Here is a 16257-nt window from a genome sequence, read left to right on the forward strand (position 1 = left end):
AGGCGGAGAGCGTCGTGCTCGCGTCCCTGCAGACGGCGGTCGAATACCTGCTGCTGCCCCCGGGGCTGGGGATTGCGCTGACCCTGGTCGGGGTCGCCTTCTGGCGCGCCGACTGGCGCGGGGGGCGGCCGTTATTGGCGCTGGGTCTGCTGGCGCTGGTGCTACCGAGCCTGAATGTCGTTGCCCAGCCGCTAGCACACAGTATCGAGCGCGATCTGCGCGATGCCGTGGTCGCGGTGGGACGGGCCGATGCCATCGTGGTGCTGGGCGGCGGGCGCTGGCCCGGACGCGCCGAGGACGGCGGCCGCGATGCCCTGAACCCCCAGACCCACGAGCGCCTGCGCCATGCCGCGCGGCTGCACCGCGATAGCGGGCTGCCGCTTCTGGTCTCGGGCGGGCGTCCGGGGGCGTTGCCCGGGCGGCGTTCCGAGGCCGAGTTGATGGCGGCTGCCCTGCAAACCGATCTGGGCGTGCCGGTGCGCTGGCTGGAGAGCACGTCGCGCAACACCTGCGAGAACGCCACGCATACCCGCCAGCGCCTGCAGCAAACCGACGTGCAGCGGGTGCTGGTGGTGACCCAGGCCCTGCACATGCCTCGGGCCCTGGCCTGCTTCGAACGTGCGGGCCTGGCGGCCGACCCGGCCCCGACCGGCTTTCGCGGCCCCACGAGCGATCCACGGCGGGTCGAGGACTTCCTGCCGACCCTCGATGCCCTGGAGACGTCGCGCTTTGCCCTGCGCGAATGGCTGGCCCGCCTGGTGCGGCCGCTGCGCGATCGTCTGCCGGAGCGGGGCGACCCGGCCTGATGCTCGCGCCGCGCCGTGCACCGGGATTGTATGGCGCGGCGGCCGGGCTGGTGCTCTTCCTGCTGGCGGGTGTGGCCGTGGCCACGGATGCGGAGGCTGAGTTCGATGGCGGCATCCAGCTGGATCTGCGGATCGAATCCCTGTTGCGCGAAGATCTCGACGCGCATGGCCTGAGCACCCGGGTGCAATGGACGAGCGCCGGCCTGTCCCTGGAGATCCGCGCGGATCGCGTCGAACTCCCCGAGCCAATCGGAACCCTGCAAGACCTGCGTGTGGAATGTGGTGATCTGCAGGTGAGTCGTGCCGAGGTCCGCTGCGATTCGGCGCAACTTTGGGGCGATGCCGGGGATCTGCACCTGCGAGGTGCCCGAGTGGGCCTGTATTGGGGGCGCGAGACGGGCGAGTTTGCGCTGGCGGGTGCGTGGCCCGGCTGGTTCGGGGCGCAGGGGGATTTCCACGTGCGGCTGGATCCCGCTCGCGGCTGGGATGTTCGGGCCGATCTGGCGGGGATCAATCTGGCGGCCCTGGCCGGCTCCGAGCGTCTGCCGGTGGAGTTGCCCGTGCATCTGGGGCAGGGCGCTGCGGATCTCGCGCTGCACTGGCGTGAACGCGGGCGTTCCGAAGCCACCCTGGCAGTACACGATCTCGCCTTTAGCGACGATCTGGGTCTGCAGGCCGGGGAAGAACTGGACGGTCGGCTGCGCCTCACGGGCGACGCCGACGGCTGGGATGTCGATCTGGCGCTGACAGCGGGTGTGGTGTTCGTCGACCCCTGGTTTGTCGATCTCGATGCCGAGGGCCCGGTGGAGCTGGAGGCCCGGGGGGTTGTGGGGGATGGCGAGGGCCTAACCGTGCGGGCGGATTCGCTGTCACTGGATTATGGCGACGCGGCCGCTCTGCAAGGACAGGGCCTCGCCTTTGCGCCCGAACACGGTCTGGATGGTCAGTTCCAGGGCGAAGTCGGGGCGTTGGGCGTGATCTACGACAGCCTGCTGTCGCCCTGGCTGGTGGGGACAGCCCTGGGCGAACTGGATGCCTCGGGTCGTCTGACCGGCGAGGTCGAAATGCACGCCTCCGCAGCGCGCTACGCCCGGATCGAATGGTCCGGGGTCGAGGCCCAGGACCGGCGCGGGCGCTTTGGCGTGAGCGGTGCGCAGGGCGAACTGGACTGGTCGGCCACCGTGTCGGGTGGCCCCGGGCGAATCGGCTTTGATGCCGCCCATCTGTACGGCCTGCCGTTCGATGCCTTCGCGGCCCGGGTGCGCACCCAGCCACAGGGGCTGGAGCTTCTGGAGGCGACCGAGATCCCGATCCTCGATGGGGGCTTGCGGGTCGGAGCCTTCAGCGTGCAGCAGACGGAGACGGGGCCGGACGTGCAGTTCCAGGGCGGGATTCGGGCGATCAGTCTTGAGCCGCTGACCGAGGTCCTGGGCTGGCCCCGCTTCTCCGGGCAGGTCGCCGGGATGATCCCGCGCGTGCGCCTGGAGGACGGTGATTTGAACGTGGATGGGCGGTTGCTGGTCCAGGTGTTCGATGGCGAGGTGGTGCTGCGCGATGTCTATATCCACGATCTGTTCGGCTATGCCCCGGAGCTCGGGCTGTCGACGCAGATCCAGCGCCTGGACCTGGAGCTGGTCACCCGGGCCTTCGATATCGGACGGATCCAGGGACGGCTGTCCGGGCACGTGAACGATCTGGTGATGGTGGACTGGTCGCCGGTGCACATGGATCTGGAGCTGATGACGCCACTGGACGATCCGGGACGGCGGCGTATCAGCCAGCGGGCGGTGGAGAACATCACCGAGCTGGGTGGCGGCCTGCAGGCGGCGGCCTCGTCGATCTTCCTGCGCGTTTTCGAGAACTTCAGCTATCGCCGCCTGGGCTTTCGCTGCGAACTGCGCGGGGACGTGTGCACGGCCTCCGGGGTGGCAGACCGCCCGGACGGCGGGTTCGTGCTGGTACAGGGCGGTGGCCTCCCGCAGATCGAGGTGATCGGCTACAACCGCCGGGTGGACTGGCCGGAGTTGATTGAGCGCCTGGCGACGATTCAGGGCGGCGAGGGCCCCGTGGTGCAATAGGGCCCCGTGAGGCAATTAAGGATCACGCGATGTTTGGTTACGGTTCAGGATGATGGTGTAGATTGGGCACATGCGGGGTTCACCCGCCCGAACAAGGGATGACAGGCATGAAGGCTTTGTGGAGTGTTCCGGGACTGGCTCTGATGTTCGCGCTGCTTGCGGGCTGCGTGACCATCAATATCTATTTCCCCACGGCGGCGGCGGAGGAGGCGGCCCGCGCCATCGTGCGGGATGCGCTGCAGGTGCCCGAGGCCGAGCCGGCACCGGAGTCCGAGCCCGGTGCGCAGCTGCCGACGTCGGAGCTGCGTCACGCGGGCACGGCGAGCGCCGCGCCGGTGTTGGTGTGGGTGCTGGAACGCCTGGTGAGCCCGGCTGCCGCACAAAGCCCGGACCTGCAGATCGAGACCCCGGCCATCAACCGCATCCGCGCCTCGCTGCGTGAGCGGGGGCCGCAGTTGTCGCCGCATTTCCGCAGCGGTGCAATTGGCTTCGGCAACAACGCAGATGTAGTGATCCGGGATCTCTCCGAAGTCCCGCTGCGCGATCGCAGCACCGTGCAGCGCCTGGTCAGCGAGGAGAACTCGGACCGCGATTCGCTCTACCGCGAGATCGCCCGGGCCAACGACCGTCCGGACTGGGAACGCCAGATCCGGGAGACCTTTGCCCGCGTCTGGGTGGAAGAGGCCCCCTCGGGCTACTGGTATCAGGACGGCAACGGCCAGTGGCAGCAGAAGTAACCTCGCGTGAAGGAAACCCACATCCACGGGAGTGAGGCGTGGCCGGCGTAGCCTGGGCCGAACGCCTGGATGCCCGGCGCCGCCACTTGACGGAGCTGGTCAATTACACGGACCTTTCGGCGCTGCCGCGCTGGAAGGCCGTCCCCCTCGGGATGGTGCGCGGCGTTTTCGCCCTGGTGCGCGAGGTCTCCGAGGGGCAGTTGACACTGCGCGCGATGAGCCTGGTCTTCACCACGCTGCTGTCGATGGTGCCGTTGCTGGCGCTGTCGTTCTCGGTACTCAAGGCCTTTGGTGCCCACAACGCGGTGGAGCCGTTCCTGCTGGGCGTGCTTGAGCCCCTGGGCGAACAGGGGGTGGAGATCGCCCACAACGTGCTCGAGTTTGTCGACAACATGCGCGTGGGCGTGCTTGGGTTCGTGGGTCTGCTGTTCCTGGTCTACACGGTCATCGCACTGGTGCAGAAGATCGAGCTGGCCTTCAACGCCATCTGGCGGGTGGAGAACAGCCGCAGCCTGGCCCAGCGTTTCTCCAACTACCTGTCGGTGATCCTGATCGGCCCGGTCCTGGTGGTCTCCGCCATGGGGGTCACCGCCACCGTGATGTCGTCGGCGGCCATGCAGACGATTGCCGGGATCGGGCCCGTCGGCATGCTGATCACCGAGATCTCGCGGCTGGTGCCCTACCTCCTGATCATCGCCGCCTTTGCCTTCATCTACGTGTTCGTGCCGAACACCCGGGTGAAGGTGATCCCGGCGCTGATCGGGGCCATCGTGGCGGGGCTGCTGTGGCAGAGCGTGGGCTGGGTGTTCGCCAACATGGTGGCGGGTTCGACCCGCTATGCGGCGATCTACTCCAGCTTCGCGATCATGATCATGCTGCTGATCTGGCTCTATCTCGCCTGGTTGATCCTGCTGATCGGCGCGAACGTCGCCTTCTTTGTGCAGCACCCGGAATACATGAACGTGCGCGGTATCCGCCTGCGCCTGTCCGGCGCGGGGCGCGAGCGCATGGGCCTGCACCTGATGCAGCAGGTCGGCCAGCGCTTCCATGACGGGCATCCGGCGCCGACGCTGGACGAGGTCGCCGCGGCGCTGGCCGTGCCGGGCAATGCCCTGGGGGGCTCCGCGCGCCGGCTGGAGGAGGCCGGGCTGCTGCTGAAGGCGGGCGAGGACGGGCAACAGCTGGTACCGGCGAGGGATCTCGCCGCCATCCGTGTGGACGAGATCCTGGAGGCCCTGCGCGCGGACACCGACGACCACGCCATCCGCCGCTTGCGTGGCAGTTCGGCGGTGGAGACGACTTTGAAGGAAGTCGATGTGGCGCGGCGGGAGCGTCTGGATGGACGCACCCTGCGCGATCTTTTGAATGAGACTGCCGGCCATTCCGGAGCGGTGGAAACCGCCTGACGGCTCGCCTGAAGGTCCGTCAGGAGCGCGGCGCCTCGGCGTCCAGGCGCTGTTGGGCGCGGGCCATCAGCTGCCCCGATACGCGTTCCACCAGCGACTGTGCCACGCGTCGCACGGCGGCATCCAGGATCGGATTCAGCTTGTACTCCAGTTCGAAGTCCACCCGCGTGTGGCCCTCGCCATCAGGGGTCAGCCGGTAACTGCCGCGATTGTGAACCCCGCGGATGGAGCGCCAGGCGAAGTGTTCGGGGGCGATGGCGCTGCAGACCTCGACGTCGAAGCCCATGCGCATGCCGGCGGCGCGAATGGTCCAGCGGTAGCAGTCATCGCCCAGCCGCTCGATATGTTCCACGTGGTCGCACAGGTCCACGAAATTGGGGACATGGCTCAGGAGCTCGAAGACCCGATCCGGCTCGGCGCGCAGGGAGGTGGAGTGGCTGATTGTACGCATGGAGGATTCATCTTCGTAGGCGGCTCTTTGGACTAAGAGCCTGGCGTGGGTTCGGGGTTCCACGCAAGTGCGGACCGGATCGGCTTCCACCGGCTTGTCGCACCCGGGGTGGGGGCCTACGATGTTCGCTTACGCTGGCGACCCCCGGATGCCCTTGATGTCCACCGCGCAACAACGTCCCGAACCTGACTTCCTGCAACGATTCGAGGCCGGTTCTACCGGCATTCTGTACTGGGAACAGCTGGACCACCTTTGGACCCGTCTGCGCGAGCACGCGGACGGGGGCTGGTACGTCTATGCGGTGGGGGAGGCGGTCCCGGACGAGCCGGTGCCGCAGGAGACCTTCCTGCGTTTTATCGACGAAGTCGACCCCCTGCTGCGGCGTGATCACGACGAGGATTACTGCGGGATCGTATACGTCGACGACCGCGAGCATCCGGAGTTCGTGAAGATCTTCGATCCCAACAACCTCGGCTCCAGCTGCGGCTCCTCCGGGCTCCGGGTCCTGCCGGGCTGGGTCGTGTCGCGGGTGCCGCCGGTGGACCTGGAGGTCGCGGTGCCGCCTACCGGCAGCCGCCGACGCTGGTGGCAGCGGCTGTTCGGCGGTGCACAGTGAGACCCGGGGCCGGGTTGGTGGTGCGGGCCACCCGGACCTGCCCGGAAGTGTAGCGATGAGCGGGTCTGTCTGGCAGCGCCTGCGCGCCCAGTCCCGGTTGTTTATCGCTCTGGGCATTCTGATCCTCGTGGTGGTCTGGATCGTCTCCGGGATGCTCGGGCGCGAGGCGGAGGAGCCGCCGCAGGCAAGCGACCCCCAGCCCATGGCGGTGGCGGTGACGGAACTCACGGCCGAGTCGGTAGAGCGTTTGTTGGTGCTGCAAGGGCGGGTGGAACCGGATCTGCGCGTGATGGTTCGCGCGGAGACTGCCGGCCAGGTCGCCGAATGGGCCGTGGCCCGCGGGGCGCGGGTGGATGTGGGGGATGAACTCGCGAACCTGCGCATGGATGATCGCGAGGCGCGGCGGCGGCAGGCGATTGCCCGGTTGCGCGGGGCGGAGAGCGAATACGAGGCGGCCCAGCGCCTGCACGACCAGGGCCATGTCTCGCGTACCCAACTGGAGGCCCGCGAGGCGGAGCGCGAGGCCGCACGGGCCGAGCTCGAGGCGATCGAGCTGGACATCCGCAACACGCGGATCGTCGCACCCGTCGCGGGCATCGTGAACCAGCGCCTGGCGGATCGCGGCGACTTCGTCAGTCGCGGCGACCCGGTTGCAGAGGTGGTCGACAACGACCCGCTCCTGGCGGTGGTGCATGTACCCCAGCACCAGATCGGGCGGGTCGAGCCGGGCCAGCCGGCGCGGATCCGTTTCCTTGATCGACGGCGTGCCGAGGGCGAGGTGCGGTTCGTTTCGCGCGTGGCCGAATCGGGCACGCAGACCTTTCGCGTCGAGATTGCCGTGCCGAACCCGGACGAGGCACTGCCGTCGGGTATCAGTGCCGGCGTCGAGATCCCGACCGCTGTGGTGCAGGCGCACAAGCTGTCCCCGGCCTGGATGGGGCTGGATGACGCCGGGCGTGTGGGCGTGAAGACGGTCGACGAGGCGGATCGGGTGGTGTTCCACGCCGTGGAGGTGATCCGGGCCGCGGCCGATGGCGTCTGGGTGACCGGCCTGCCCGAACAGGCACGGGTGATCACCATCGGCCACGGTTTCGTGACGGATGGCGAGCGGGTGCGCCCGCAAGCGGCGGAGGCGGACCCCGGGGCGTCGGTGCCGGAATCGGTGGACGGGGCGGCGCCGTGAGGTCCCTGATCGCCTGGGCGGTGGCACATGCCCGGACGGTACTGCTTTTTCTTCTGCTGATCCTGGTGCTGGGGGCGACCGCCTACAACATCGTGCCCAAGGAGGCGGCACCGGAGATCGATGTCCCGATCTTCTTTGTCTCGGTGCCGTATCCCGGGGTCAGCCCGGAAGACGCCGAGCGGTTGATGCTGCGCCCGCTGGAACGCGAGCTGCAGGCGCTGCCCGGGGTGGACGAGATGCAGTCCTGGGCGGGCGAGGGCTTTGCCCTGGTACGCCTGGACTTTGAGCCGGGCTGGGACAATCGCCAGGCATTGTCGGACCTGCGCGAGGAGGTGGACCAGGTCCGCCCCGAACTGCCGGCGGGTGCGGAGGAGCCGAGCGTCTCCGAGGTCGATCTGTCGCTGTTTCCGGTGCTGACGCTGAATCTCTCGGGGCCGCTGGACGAGCGGGCGCTGGTGCGCCTGGCGCGCGAGCTGCGCGACCGGGTCGAGGCGATCCCCGGGGTGCTGGAGGCGGATGTCGGCGGGGATCGCGAGGAGCAGATGGAGGTCCTGGTCGATCCGCTGGTGCTGGAGACCTATGAGCTGTCCTTCAGCGAACTGACCCGCGCGATCGAGCGCAATAACCGGCTGGTGGCGGCCGGCGCGCTGGATACCGGTACCGGACGTATTCCGCTGCGCGTGCCGGGCACGATCGATGATATCGACGACGTGCTGGATACCGCGATCCGCGTGGAGGGCGATGCGGTGGTGCGGGTTCGCGATGTCGCGGAGGTGCGCCAGACCTACCGGGATCCCGAGGGCTTCACCCGGATCGATGGCCAGCCGTCGGTTTCGCTGGAGATCCGCAAGGCCTCCGAGGCCAATATCCTCGAGGTCGTGGCCGCTGCCCGGGCGACCATCGAGGCCGCCCGGGCCGACTGGCCGGAAGCGGTGGAGGTGACCTACCTGCAGGACATGGCGCGGGATGTGGATGACCTGCTGGGGGACCTGGAGAACAGCGTGATCACCGCGGTGCTGATCGTGGCGCTGGTGATCCTGGCCATGATGGGTGCGCGGGCGGCGCTGCTGGTGGGAATGGCGATCCCCGGGGCCTTCCTTGGCGGCATCCTGGTGATCTATCTGATGGGCTTCACGCTGAACGTGGTGGTGCTGTTTGGCCTGATCCTGGTCGTGGGCATGTTGGTGGACGGCGCAGTCGTGGTCGTCGAGCTGGCGGATCGCTATGTCGCCGAGGGCATGGCCCGGGCGGATGCATTCCGCGCGGGCGCCCAGCGCATGGCCTGGCCGATTACCACGGCCATAGGTACCACCCTGGCGGTGTTCGCGCCCATGCTGCTGTGGCCCGGCATGGTCGGTGAGTTCATCGTCTACCTGCCGGCCACCGTGATCGTGACCCTGATCGCCTCGCTGGCGATGGCGCTGGTCTTTATCCCGGCGCTGGGTGCGGTGATCGGGCAGAGCCGGCCGATCAACGCCGCGCAGACGCGCTACGTGCGCGCGGCGGAGGAGGGACGCTACGACGAATTGCAGGGGATTACGCGGGCCTATATCCATCTGTTGCAATCCCTGGTGCGGCATCCCGTCTGGACGCTGGCCGGGACGGTCGCGGTGGTCGTGGTTGCCTACGCGCTGTATGCCACGCAGGGCCAAGGTGTGGAGTTCTTCCCGCAGGTCGAGCCCGACTTCGTGCAGGTCCAGGTGCAGGCGCGCGGGGATCTCTCCGTGTGGGAGGCGGACGCCCTGGTCCGGCAGGTGGAGGGTGCCGTGCGCGGCGTGCCCGAGATCCGCCACGTCTACGCGCGCACCATCGGGACCCAGCTGGGCCGTCTGCAGGGCGACTATGCCGAGGACGTGATCGGGGTCATCCAGCTGGAGCTGATTGGCTGGCGGCAGCGGCCACCGGCTTCGGCCATCATCGAAGACCTGCGCCGGCGCACCGCGGACCTGCCGGGGATTCGCCTGCAGTTCAGGTCCCAGGAACGTGGACCGAGCGAGGGTCGCCCGATCGTGGTCGAGGCCGCCAGTGCCGATCCCGACCGGATCCCACCCGTGATCCGGCAGCTGCGCGCCGAGGTGGACGCCCTCGGCGGGTTCGTGGACGTGACCGACGATCTGCCCCTGCCCGGGGTGGAGCTGGAGGTGCGCTTCGATCGTGAACAGGCGGCTCGTTTCGGGGTCGATGTCCCGTTGCTGGGCGAGGGGGTTCAACTGGTCACCAGCGGGATCCTGCTGGGCACCTACCGTCCCGACTACAGCGACGAGGAGGTCGATATTCGCCTGCGCTTGCCGGCCGCGCAGCGCCATCTTCAGCAGCTGGCGGGCCTGAACCTGCCGGGGGCGACCGGACTGGTGCCGCTGGCCCATTTCGCCGAGCTGGTGCCCGTGCCGGCGACCGGCCTGATCAAGCGCCGCGACGGTGATCGGGCCTACACCCTGGAGGCGGATGCGGGCCCCGGCTATCTGGTGGACGAGCGCCAGCGTGCGCTGCAGGCGCGGATGGCCGAGCTGGAGCTGGACCGCGAGGTACGTCTGCGCTTTCGCGGTCAGGCCGAGGAGCAGGCCGAGGCCACAAACTTCCTGCTGAGGGCATTCGGGCTGTCGCTGTTCCTGATGCTCGCGATGATGGTGACCCAGTTCAATCGTTTCTCCCAGGCGTTTCTGGTGCTCTCGGCCATCGTGTTTTCTACCGCCGGGGTGCTGCTGGCGTTGCTGCTACGCGGGGAGCCCTTCGGCATTGTGATGAGCGGGATCGGTGTGCTGGCGCTCGCGGGTATCGTGGTGAACAACAACATCGTGTTAATCGATACCTATAACGAGCAGCGCAGGCTTGGGCTGGATGCGACGGAGGCGGCCCTGCGCGCGGCCGCGCAGCGGATGCGCCCGGTGTTGCTGACGGCGATTACGACCATCCTGGGGCTGTTGCCGATGGTGCTGGCGTGGACGGTGGACTTTTCCGGCCGGGACTTCTACGTCGGCGCGCCGGTCACCGGGTTCTGGGTCCAGCTGGCCACGGCCATCGCCGGAGGGCTGTTGTTCGCGACCCCGCTGACCCTGCTGTTCACGCCCGCCATGCTGGTATTACTGGACCGGTGGGGGCTGGATCGACCGCCCACGTCCGCAAGCGCGGCGGGCTCCTCGGTCAGCGGGTCGCCAGGCGCTTGATGCACTCGAGGTAGGCGTTCTCGTCCGGCGCGGCGTTGCTGCGCTGGGCTTCCCACAGGATCTGGCCCAGGCACTCCATCATCCGGTGCTCGGCATCCATGACGCCGAAGCGGGCACACAGGCCCTGGTGCAGCTGTCGGGTGCCGGCCGGGCGGTCGGTGCGTGCCTGATCGCGCAGGCTCAGGTGCATCGCCATGTGCAGGAACGGGTTGGAGGTGCCGAGCTCCGGCGGGAATTCGCCGGTCAGCGCGGTCTCGCGGTCCTTCAGGTAGTCGTGGTACTCGGGGTGGTCCGAGATTACGTCCACCAGTTGCTGTTCCAGATCGGACAGGGCCTCGCCGGCCTGGGCCTTTTGCCAGGCGTCGACGAACTGGGTGCGGATCTGGTCGCGGTTGCCGTACATGGGGTGTCCTCGGGTAATGGTGGTGGTCAGGCGCCGTTGGTCGGGGGCGGCGTCTTGGCCTTGTATTCGCACAGATCCTCGATCGGGCAGCGCCAGCATTCCGGTTTGCGCGCCTTGCAGACGTAGCGCCCGTGCAGGATCAGCCAGTGGTGGGCGTCCTGCAAGTAGGCCTTCGGGGTCAGGCGCATCAGGCGCTTTTCCACCTCCAGCACGGTCTTGCCCGGGGCCAGTCCGATGCGGTTGGCGACGCGGAAGATGTGCGTGTCCACCGCGATGGTGGGGACGCCGAAGGCCGTGTTGAGGATGACGTTCGCGGTCTTGCGCCCGACGCCGGGCAGGGCCTCCAGCGATTCGCGGTCACGGGGGACCTCGCCGCCGTGGCGCTCGACCAGCATGCGGCAGGTCTTCATTACGTTCTCGGCCTTGGCGTTGTACAGGCCGATGGTCTTGATGTGTTCCTTGAGGCCGTCGAGGCCCAGCTCGAGGATCGCCTCGGGTGTGTTGGCGACCGGGTAGAGGCGGCGCGTGGCCTTGTTGACGCCGACATCCGTGGCCTGGGCGGACAGGATGACCGCGATCAGCAGTTCAAACGGGGTGGCGTAGTCGAGCTCGGTGGTCGGCTCGGGGTTCGCCGCCTTCAGGCGCTCGAAGATGGCTTCACGCTTCGCGGCATTCATGGATGCGGGGGCTCCAAACAAACCGGCCCCGCTTCGCGGGGCCGGCAACTCGCGTAGTGACGTTGCTCAGACGTGGCGGAAGAGGCCGACATCCGGCGCGGCGTCGCGCGGGTTGGACTCGGCTTCCTTCTCCAGGTCCTTGATCAGCTTGGCGTGCTTCTCTTCGATGTCGTGCATCGCCTTTTCGTCCATCTTCGGGAAGATGACGTCACGGATGAACGAACCCAGCTCGTCCAGGCAGCTCGGCCAGTACTTGTCGTTCAAGTGGAACGCATGGTGGGCATGGGTGCCCATCGGGTAGCTGTCGAACTTGCGGATCATGGTGTAGGACAGGTCGCTGTCCTTCTCGACAAAGTCCTTGGCGAAGTCGTACCACCACTTGTAGTACTTCTCCTGGAGCTCGTCGTTGAACCCGTGGTTCTCGAAAAAGGCGGCGATCGTGCCGCGCGGGGCGAGGCCGTAGCGCGTGCCGCGCTTGCCAGCAAACGGGAAGTGTCCAGCCATGCCAATCTCCTGGGACGTTTGAATGTCCGGGGCGGTGGCCCCGGTAGAACGGATTCGTGGCGCCGGAAGTTTACCGGCTGACAGCCAGGAATCAAGGCCGGAGCCGATCAGGCGTTGTCGGGGCTCGCCTCGGTTGCGGTCGCGGTCTCGTCGCCGGTGGGGCTCGGTTCCGCTTCAAACTGGCTGTCGATCCAGTTCTTGGCGGCGATCAGCAGGCCCATGGCCATGAAGGCGCCGGGGGGCAGCAGGGCCAGCAGGAAGCCGTGCTCGGACGGGTAGAGCTGCAGGGTCATGCCGTGGCCCCAGTCGCCGAACAGCAGGTGGGCGTTGGCCATTAGCGTGCCCTGGCCGAGGACCTCGCGCAGGGCACCCAGGGCAATCAGCACGCCGGTGAAGCCCAGCCCCATCATCAGCCCGTCCAGCGCGGCGCGCGGGACCGAGTTGCGCGAGGCGAAGGCCTCGGCGCGGCCGATGATGGCGCAGTTGGTCACGATCAGCGGGATGAAGATGCCGAGGATCAGGTACAGCCCGTGAAACCAGGCGTTCATCGCCAGTTCGATCGCGGTGACGATGGAGGCAATGATCAGCACGTACACCGGGATGCGGATCTCCGGGCGCGCATGGTCACGGATCAGCGAGACCAGCACGTTCGACAACAGCAGGGTCAGGGTGGTCGCGATGCCGAGGCCAATCGCGTTGACCATGGTGCCGGAGATCGCCAGCAGCGGACACAGTCCCAGCAGCTGCACCAGCCCGGGGTTGTTGTGCCACAGGCCGTCGCGAATGATGTCGGTCAGGGTCGGGTTCATCGGCTTGCCTCGTCGTCCCCGTTGGTCTCGCTGGTCGGGAGCGGTTCCGTGACGGAGCCGGTTTCCTCGGGCCGGGTCGCCAGCAATTCGTCACGGTGATGGTCGAAGTATTCCAGCGTGCGATAGACGGCGCGAACCACCGCACGCGGGGTAATGGTGGCCCCGGTGAACTGGTCGAAGACCCCGCCGTCCTTGCGCACGTGCCAGCCCTCGGCCGGTGGGTTGCCCAGCGAGCGCCCGTCAAAGCCGCGGATCCAGTCGGAGCGCTCGGCCTCGATGGCATCGCCCAGGCCCGGGGTCTCGCGGTGCGCGGAGACCCGCACGCCCTGGAGTTCGCCGTCGCGGTCGACGCCGATCAGCAGGTGGATATTGCCACTGTAGCCGTCCGGGGCGATCGCGGAGAAGACGATGCCGACCACCTCGTCCTCGGCATCGCGGGCGAACCAGACCGGCAGGGGACCTCCACCCAGCAGATCGTGGTTCAGATCGATGGTGTCGTGGACGGGGTCGTTGCGGTAGTCGAGTTCCCCGGTCAGCTCCGCGATGCGGTTGCGATTGACCGCCATGCGGTTCTCCGCGATGCGCGCCTCGGTGGAGTCCTGTACCAGGGCGACGATGCCGGCCCCGGCGGCGGCAAACCCAGCGAGCAGGGCGGTCGCCAGCAGGATGTCCCGTGGCTTCAGGTTACCCATGGCCGTCCCCCGGTGGCGGTCCGCGGCGCTCGCGCCCGAAGATGCGCGGGCGCGTCAGGTGGTCCAGGGTCGGGGCGACCATGTTCATCAACAGTACGGCGAAGGCGACCGCATCCGGGTAGCCGCCCCAGGTGCGGATGACGAAGATCAGCACGCCGATGCCGGCCCCGTAGAGGATGCGCCCCAGCGGAGTGGTGGAGGCGGACACCGGGTCGGTGGCGATGAAGAAGGCGCCAATGATCACCGCGCCGCTGAATACATGGAAGGCCGGCGAGGCGAAGGAGTCCGGGTCCAGCATCCAGAAGAAGCCGGCCGGGATCGCCACGCCCAGGATCACCGCCACCGGGATGTGCCAGTGGATGATCCGCCGGAACAACAGGTACAGCCCGCCGAGCAGGAAGAAATTGCCGATCCACTCCCAGCTGGTTTCGCTGAAGGTGCCGAACAGCGGGCTGGTGGTGATCTCGTTGACCGTGCGCCCGGCGCCCAGGCCCTCGCGCATCGCATCCAGCGGTGTGGCGCGGGTGATGGCATCCCAGTCCATGGCGGCCGGGAGGCTGCCGGTGAGGACCGTCTGCAGCGTCTGGCCGAGGCCCAGCGACATCTCGGACAGGGTGTCCGGGGCCGGCCACAGGGCCATTTCGCGCGGGAACGAGACCAGTACCACCACGTAGCCGACCATCGCCGGGTTGAACGGGTTGTAGCCCAGCCCGCCATACAGGTGCTTGGCGACGATGATGGCGAAGGCGATGCCGATCAGGGTGACCCAGACGGGTGTGAGCGGCGGTACCGCCAGCGCGAACAGCCAGCCGGTGACGATCGCCGAGTTGTCGCCCAGCGTGGCCATCACCGGGCGCTTGCGGGCGGCGACGATCGCGGCCTCGAAGGCCACCGCGAACAGCACCGCCAGGACCACATTGACCAGTACGCCCCAGCCGAAGAACCAGGCCATGGCGAGGGTGCCGGGCACCAGCGCCATCAGGACCTGCTGCATGACCCCGCCCACCGAGTGGGCCGGGATCATGTGCGGCGAGGATTCGGTGCGAAAGCGCATCAGCGGTTGCCCGTGTCCGTGGAATCGCGTTCGCCGGATTGGGCGGGTTCGGTGTGCGTCTCGGGGGTGGCGGCCGCCTTGTCCGCTTGCTCGGTCGCCGCGCCCTCGACGGCGTCCCCGGCCTTGGCGGCCTTGCGCGCTCGGGCGCGCTCGAGCGCGGCCTGAATGGCGGCCTGTTTGTCACTGTTTTCGTTACTGTCGCCGTCGGCGCTGCTGTCTTTCTTCTTGAGCGCGGCCTTCTTCTTGGCCATGCGTTCGGCCTTTTCGCGTTCCTCGCGCTCGATGCGTTCCTGGCGAAACTCGTAGCGTTCGCGCGCGATATCCGACTTCTGTCGCTCCTTCTCGCGCGCCCAGATCTCGTTCTTGGCATAGCGGTAGTACTGCACCAGCGGGATGTTGCTGGGGCAGACATGCGCGCAGCAGCCACATTCGATGCAGTCGAACAGGCCGTAGTCCTGGGTCGCGTCGAAGTCCTTGGCCCTGGCCTGCCAGTACAGCTGCTGCGGCAGCAGTTGCGCCGGGCAGACGGCCGCGCACTCGCCGCAGCGGATGCAGGGCATCATCGGGCCGGGTGCGGGCGTGTCCTGCGGACGGGTGGCCAGCAGGCAGTTGGTCCCCTTGATGACCGGGATGGCGTCGTCGTGGACCGCGAAGCCCATCATCGGGCCGCCCATCACCAGGCGGTCTACGCCCTCGGCATAGCCACCGGCGGCGGCGATCACATCGGCGAACGGGGTCCCTAGCAGGGCCTCGACATTGCGCGGATGCTGCACGCCCGGCCCGGTGACGGTGACGATGCGTGACAGCAGCGGGCGACCCTGGATCACCGCATCGCAGACGGCCTTGAAGGTGCCGGGGTTGTTGCAGATTATCCCGATATCCGCCGGCAGGCCGCCGCTGGGGACCTCCTGGCCGGTGAGGACCTTGATCAGCTGGCGCTCGCCGCCAGTGGGATAGATGGATGGCACCGAGACCAACTGGAGCCGCTCGCGCAGTTCGCCGGGAAGGGTCTCGGTCAGTGCCCGCATGGCCTCCGGCATGTTGTCTTCCACCGCGAACAGTACGCGCTCCACACCCAGCAGGTGGGCGACGATGCGGATGCCCTCGAATACCGCCTCGGGGGCGCTGCGCAGCAGCGAGTCGTCGGCGCTGATGTAGGGTTCGCACTCGGCCCCGTTCACGATCAGCGTGTGGATGCTCTGGCCGGCGCGCGGATTGAGCTTGACCGCGGTAGGAAAGGCCGCCCCGCCCAGTCCGACGATCCCGGCATCGCGAATGCGTTGGCGCAGCTTGCGCGGGTCGCGGGTGTCCCAGTCCAGCCAGGGCTCCATGCGGGTTTCGCCCCAGTCGTCGCGGCCATCGCTTTGGATGGTCATGCAGGGGGCGCTGAGGCCCGAAGGGTGGGGTACGGCGTGGTCGGCGATCTCTACCACCTCGCCGGAGGTGGGGGCATGCACGTGGGCTGCGATATAGCCCTTGGACTGGCCAATCCGCTGGCCCTTGGTCACACGGTCCCCGACTGCCACGCAGGGCTCCGCCGCCTCGCCGATATGCTGGCCCAGGGGGACGATCAGCCGGGACGGCACGCCCATCACCAGCACCGGGTCGCGGGTGCTGGCGTCGGTCTCTTCGGCCAGTTTCAGGCCCCCATGGAAGCGATGCAGCTGCATAAGCGTA

At 68.0% G+C, this 16257-nt stretch carries 15 protein-coding genes; 7 read left to right on the forward strand and 8 right to left on the reverse strand.

Features of this window, described 5'->3' with window-relative positions; genetic code table 11:
* The first annotated feature begins 14 nt into the window (after nt 1–14).
* The 4 genes from F618_RS0107620 to F618_RS0107635 all read left to right on the forward strand — a co-directional run bounded on the left by F618_RS0107620 (nt 15) and on the right by F618_RS0107635 (nt 5027).
* On the forward strand, nt 15–806 hold the full coding sequence (locus F618_RS0107620) for a YdcF family protein (protein ID WP_019568213.1): 792 nt from the start codon (nt 15–17) through the stop codon (nt 804–806).
* The gene (locus F618_RS0107625; RefSeq protein WP_019568214.1) at nt 806–2884 is read left to right on the forward strand and encodes a hypothetical protein; all 2079 of its coding nucleotides are present in this window, start codon (nt 806–808) and stop codon (nt 2882–2884) included. The genes F618_RS0107620 and F618_RS0107625 overlap by 1 nt, the downstream gene beginning before the upstream one ends.
* Before the next feature lie 107 nt (nt 2885–2991).
* Complete coding sequence (locus tag F618_RS0107630; RefSeq protein ID WP_038071408.1) at nt 2992–3621, forward strand: YdbL family protein; 630 nt, start codon at nt 2992–2994, stop codon at nt 3619–3621.
* A 38-nt stretch (nt 3622–3659) separates the two neighbouring features.
* The gene (locus tag F618_RS0107635; protein WP_019568216.1) at nt 3660–5027 is read left to right on the forward strand and encodes a YihY/virulence factor BrkB family protein; all 1368 of its coding nucleotides are present in this window, start codon (nt 3660–3662) and stop codon (nt 5025–5027) included.
* 19 nt (nt 5028–5046) lie between these two features.
* On the opposite strand, the gene F618_RS0107640 is transcribed toward F618_RS0107635, so the two are convergent.
* Nucleotides 5047–5478 (reverse strand): SRPBCC family protein, encoded by a 432-nt coding sequence (locus F618_RS0107640; protein WP_019568217.1) that lies wholly within the window; start codon nt 5476–5478, stop codon nt 5047–5049.
* Nucleotides 5479–5635: 157 nt separating this feature from the next.
* On the opposite strand from F618_RS0107640, the gene F618_RS0107645 reads away from it, so the two are divergent.
* Genes F618_RS0107645 through F618_RS0107655 form a run of 3 tightly spaced genes read left to right on the forward strand, consistent with a single transcriptional unit; the run spans nt 5636 to nt 10441 of the window.
* On the forward strand, nt 5636–6094 hold the full coding sequence (locus tag F618_RS0107645; RefSeq protein WP_018948575.1) for a hypothetical protein: 459 nt from the start codon (nt 5636–5638) through the stop codon (nt 6092–6094).
* Between the two features lie 55 nt (nt 6095–6149).
* Entirely contained in the window at nt 6150–7277 is a 1128-nt protein-coding gene (locus F618_RS0107650) for an efflux RND transporter periplasmic adaptor subunit (protein WP_019568218.1), read from the forward strand.
* Entirely contained in the window at nt 7274–10441 is a 3168-nt protein-coding gene (locus F618_RS0107655; protein WP_019568219.1) for an efflux RND transporter permease subunit, read from the forward strand. Before F618_RS0107650 ends, F618_RS0107655 begins: the two co-directional genes overlap by 4 nt.
* Here the strand turns inward: F618_RS0107655 and F618_RS0107660 are convergent.
* The 7 genes from F618_RS0107660 to rsxC form a co-directional block, all read right to left on the reverse strand.
* The gene (locus tag F618_RS0107660) at nt 10419–10844 is read right to left on the reverse strand and encodes a DUF1841 family protein (RefSeq protein ID WP_019568220.1); all 426 of its coding nucleotides are present in this window, start codon (nt 10842–10844) and stop codon (nt 10419–10421) included. The genes F618_RS0107655 and F618_RS0107660 overlap by 23 nt on opposite strands.
* Nucleotides 10845–10870: 26 nt before the next feature.
* On the reverse strand, nt 10871–11521 hold the full coding sequence (nth, locus tag F618_RS0107665; protein WP_019568221.1) for an endonuclease III: 651 nt from the start codon (nt 11519–11521) through the stop codon (nt 10871–10873).
* A gap of 66 nt (nt 11522–11587) precedes the next feature.
* On the reverse strand, nt 11588–12025 hold the full coding sequence (locus F618_RS0107670) for a hypothetical protein (protein ID WP_018146042.1): 438 nt from the start codon (nt 12023–12025) through the stop codon (nt 11588–11590).
* A gap of 107 nt (nt 12026–12132) precedes the next feature.
* Nucleotides 12133–12834 (reverse strand): electron transport complex subunit E, encoded by a 702-nt coding sequence (locus F618_RS0107675; protein ID WP_018146041.1) that lies wholly within the window; start codon nt 12832–12834, stop codon nt 12133–12135.
* Complete coding sequence (gene rsxG / locus F618_RS0107680) at nt 12831–13526, reverse strand: electron transport complex subunit RsxG (protein WP_018938695.1); 696 nt, start codon at nt 13524–13526, stop codon at nt 12831–12833. Before rsxG ends, F618_RS0107675 begins: the two co-directional genes overlap by 4 nt.
* Nucleotides 13519–14580, reverse strand: a complete 1062-nt coding sequence (gene rsxD / locus F618_RS0107685; protein WP_018938696.1) for an electron transport complex subunit RsxD — start codon at nt 14578–14580, stop codon at nt 13519–13521. Before rsxD ends, rsxG begins: the two co-directional genes overlap by 8 nt.
* Entirely contained in the window at nt 14580–16250 is a 1671-nt protein-coding gene (gene rsxC / locus F618_RS0107690; protein ID WP_019568222.1) for an electron transport complex subunit RsxC, read from the reverse strand. Before rsxC ends, rsxD begins: the two co-directional genes overlap by 1 nt.
* Nucleotides 16251–16257 lie beyond the last annotated feature (7 nt).

The sequence above is a fragment of the Thioalkalivibrio sp. ALMg13-2 genome, assembly GCF_000381185.1.
Taxonomy (GTDB): Bacteria; Pseudomonadota; Gammaproteobacteria; order Ectothiorhodospirales; family Ectothiorhodospiraceae; genus Thioalkalivibrio; species Thioalkalivibrio versutus.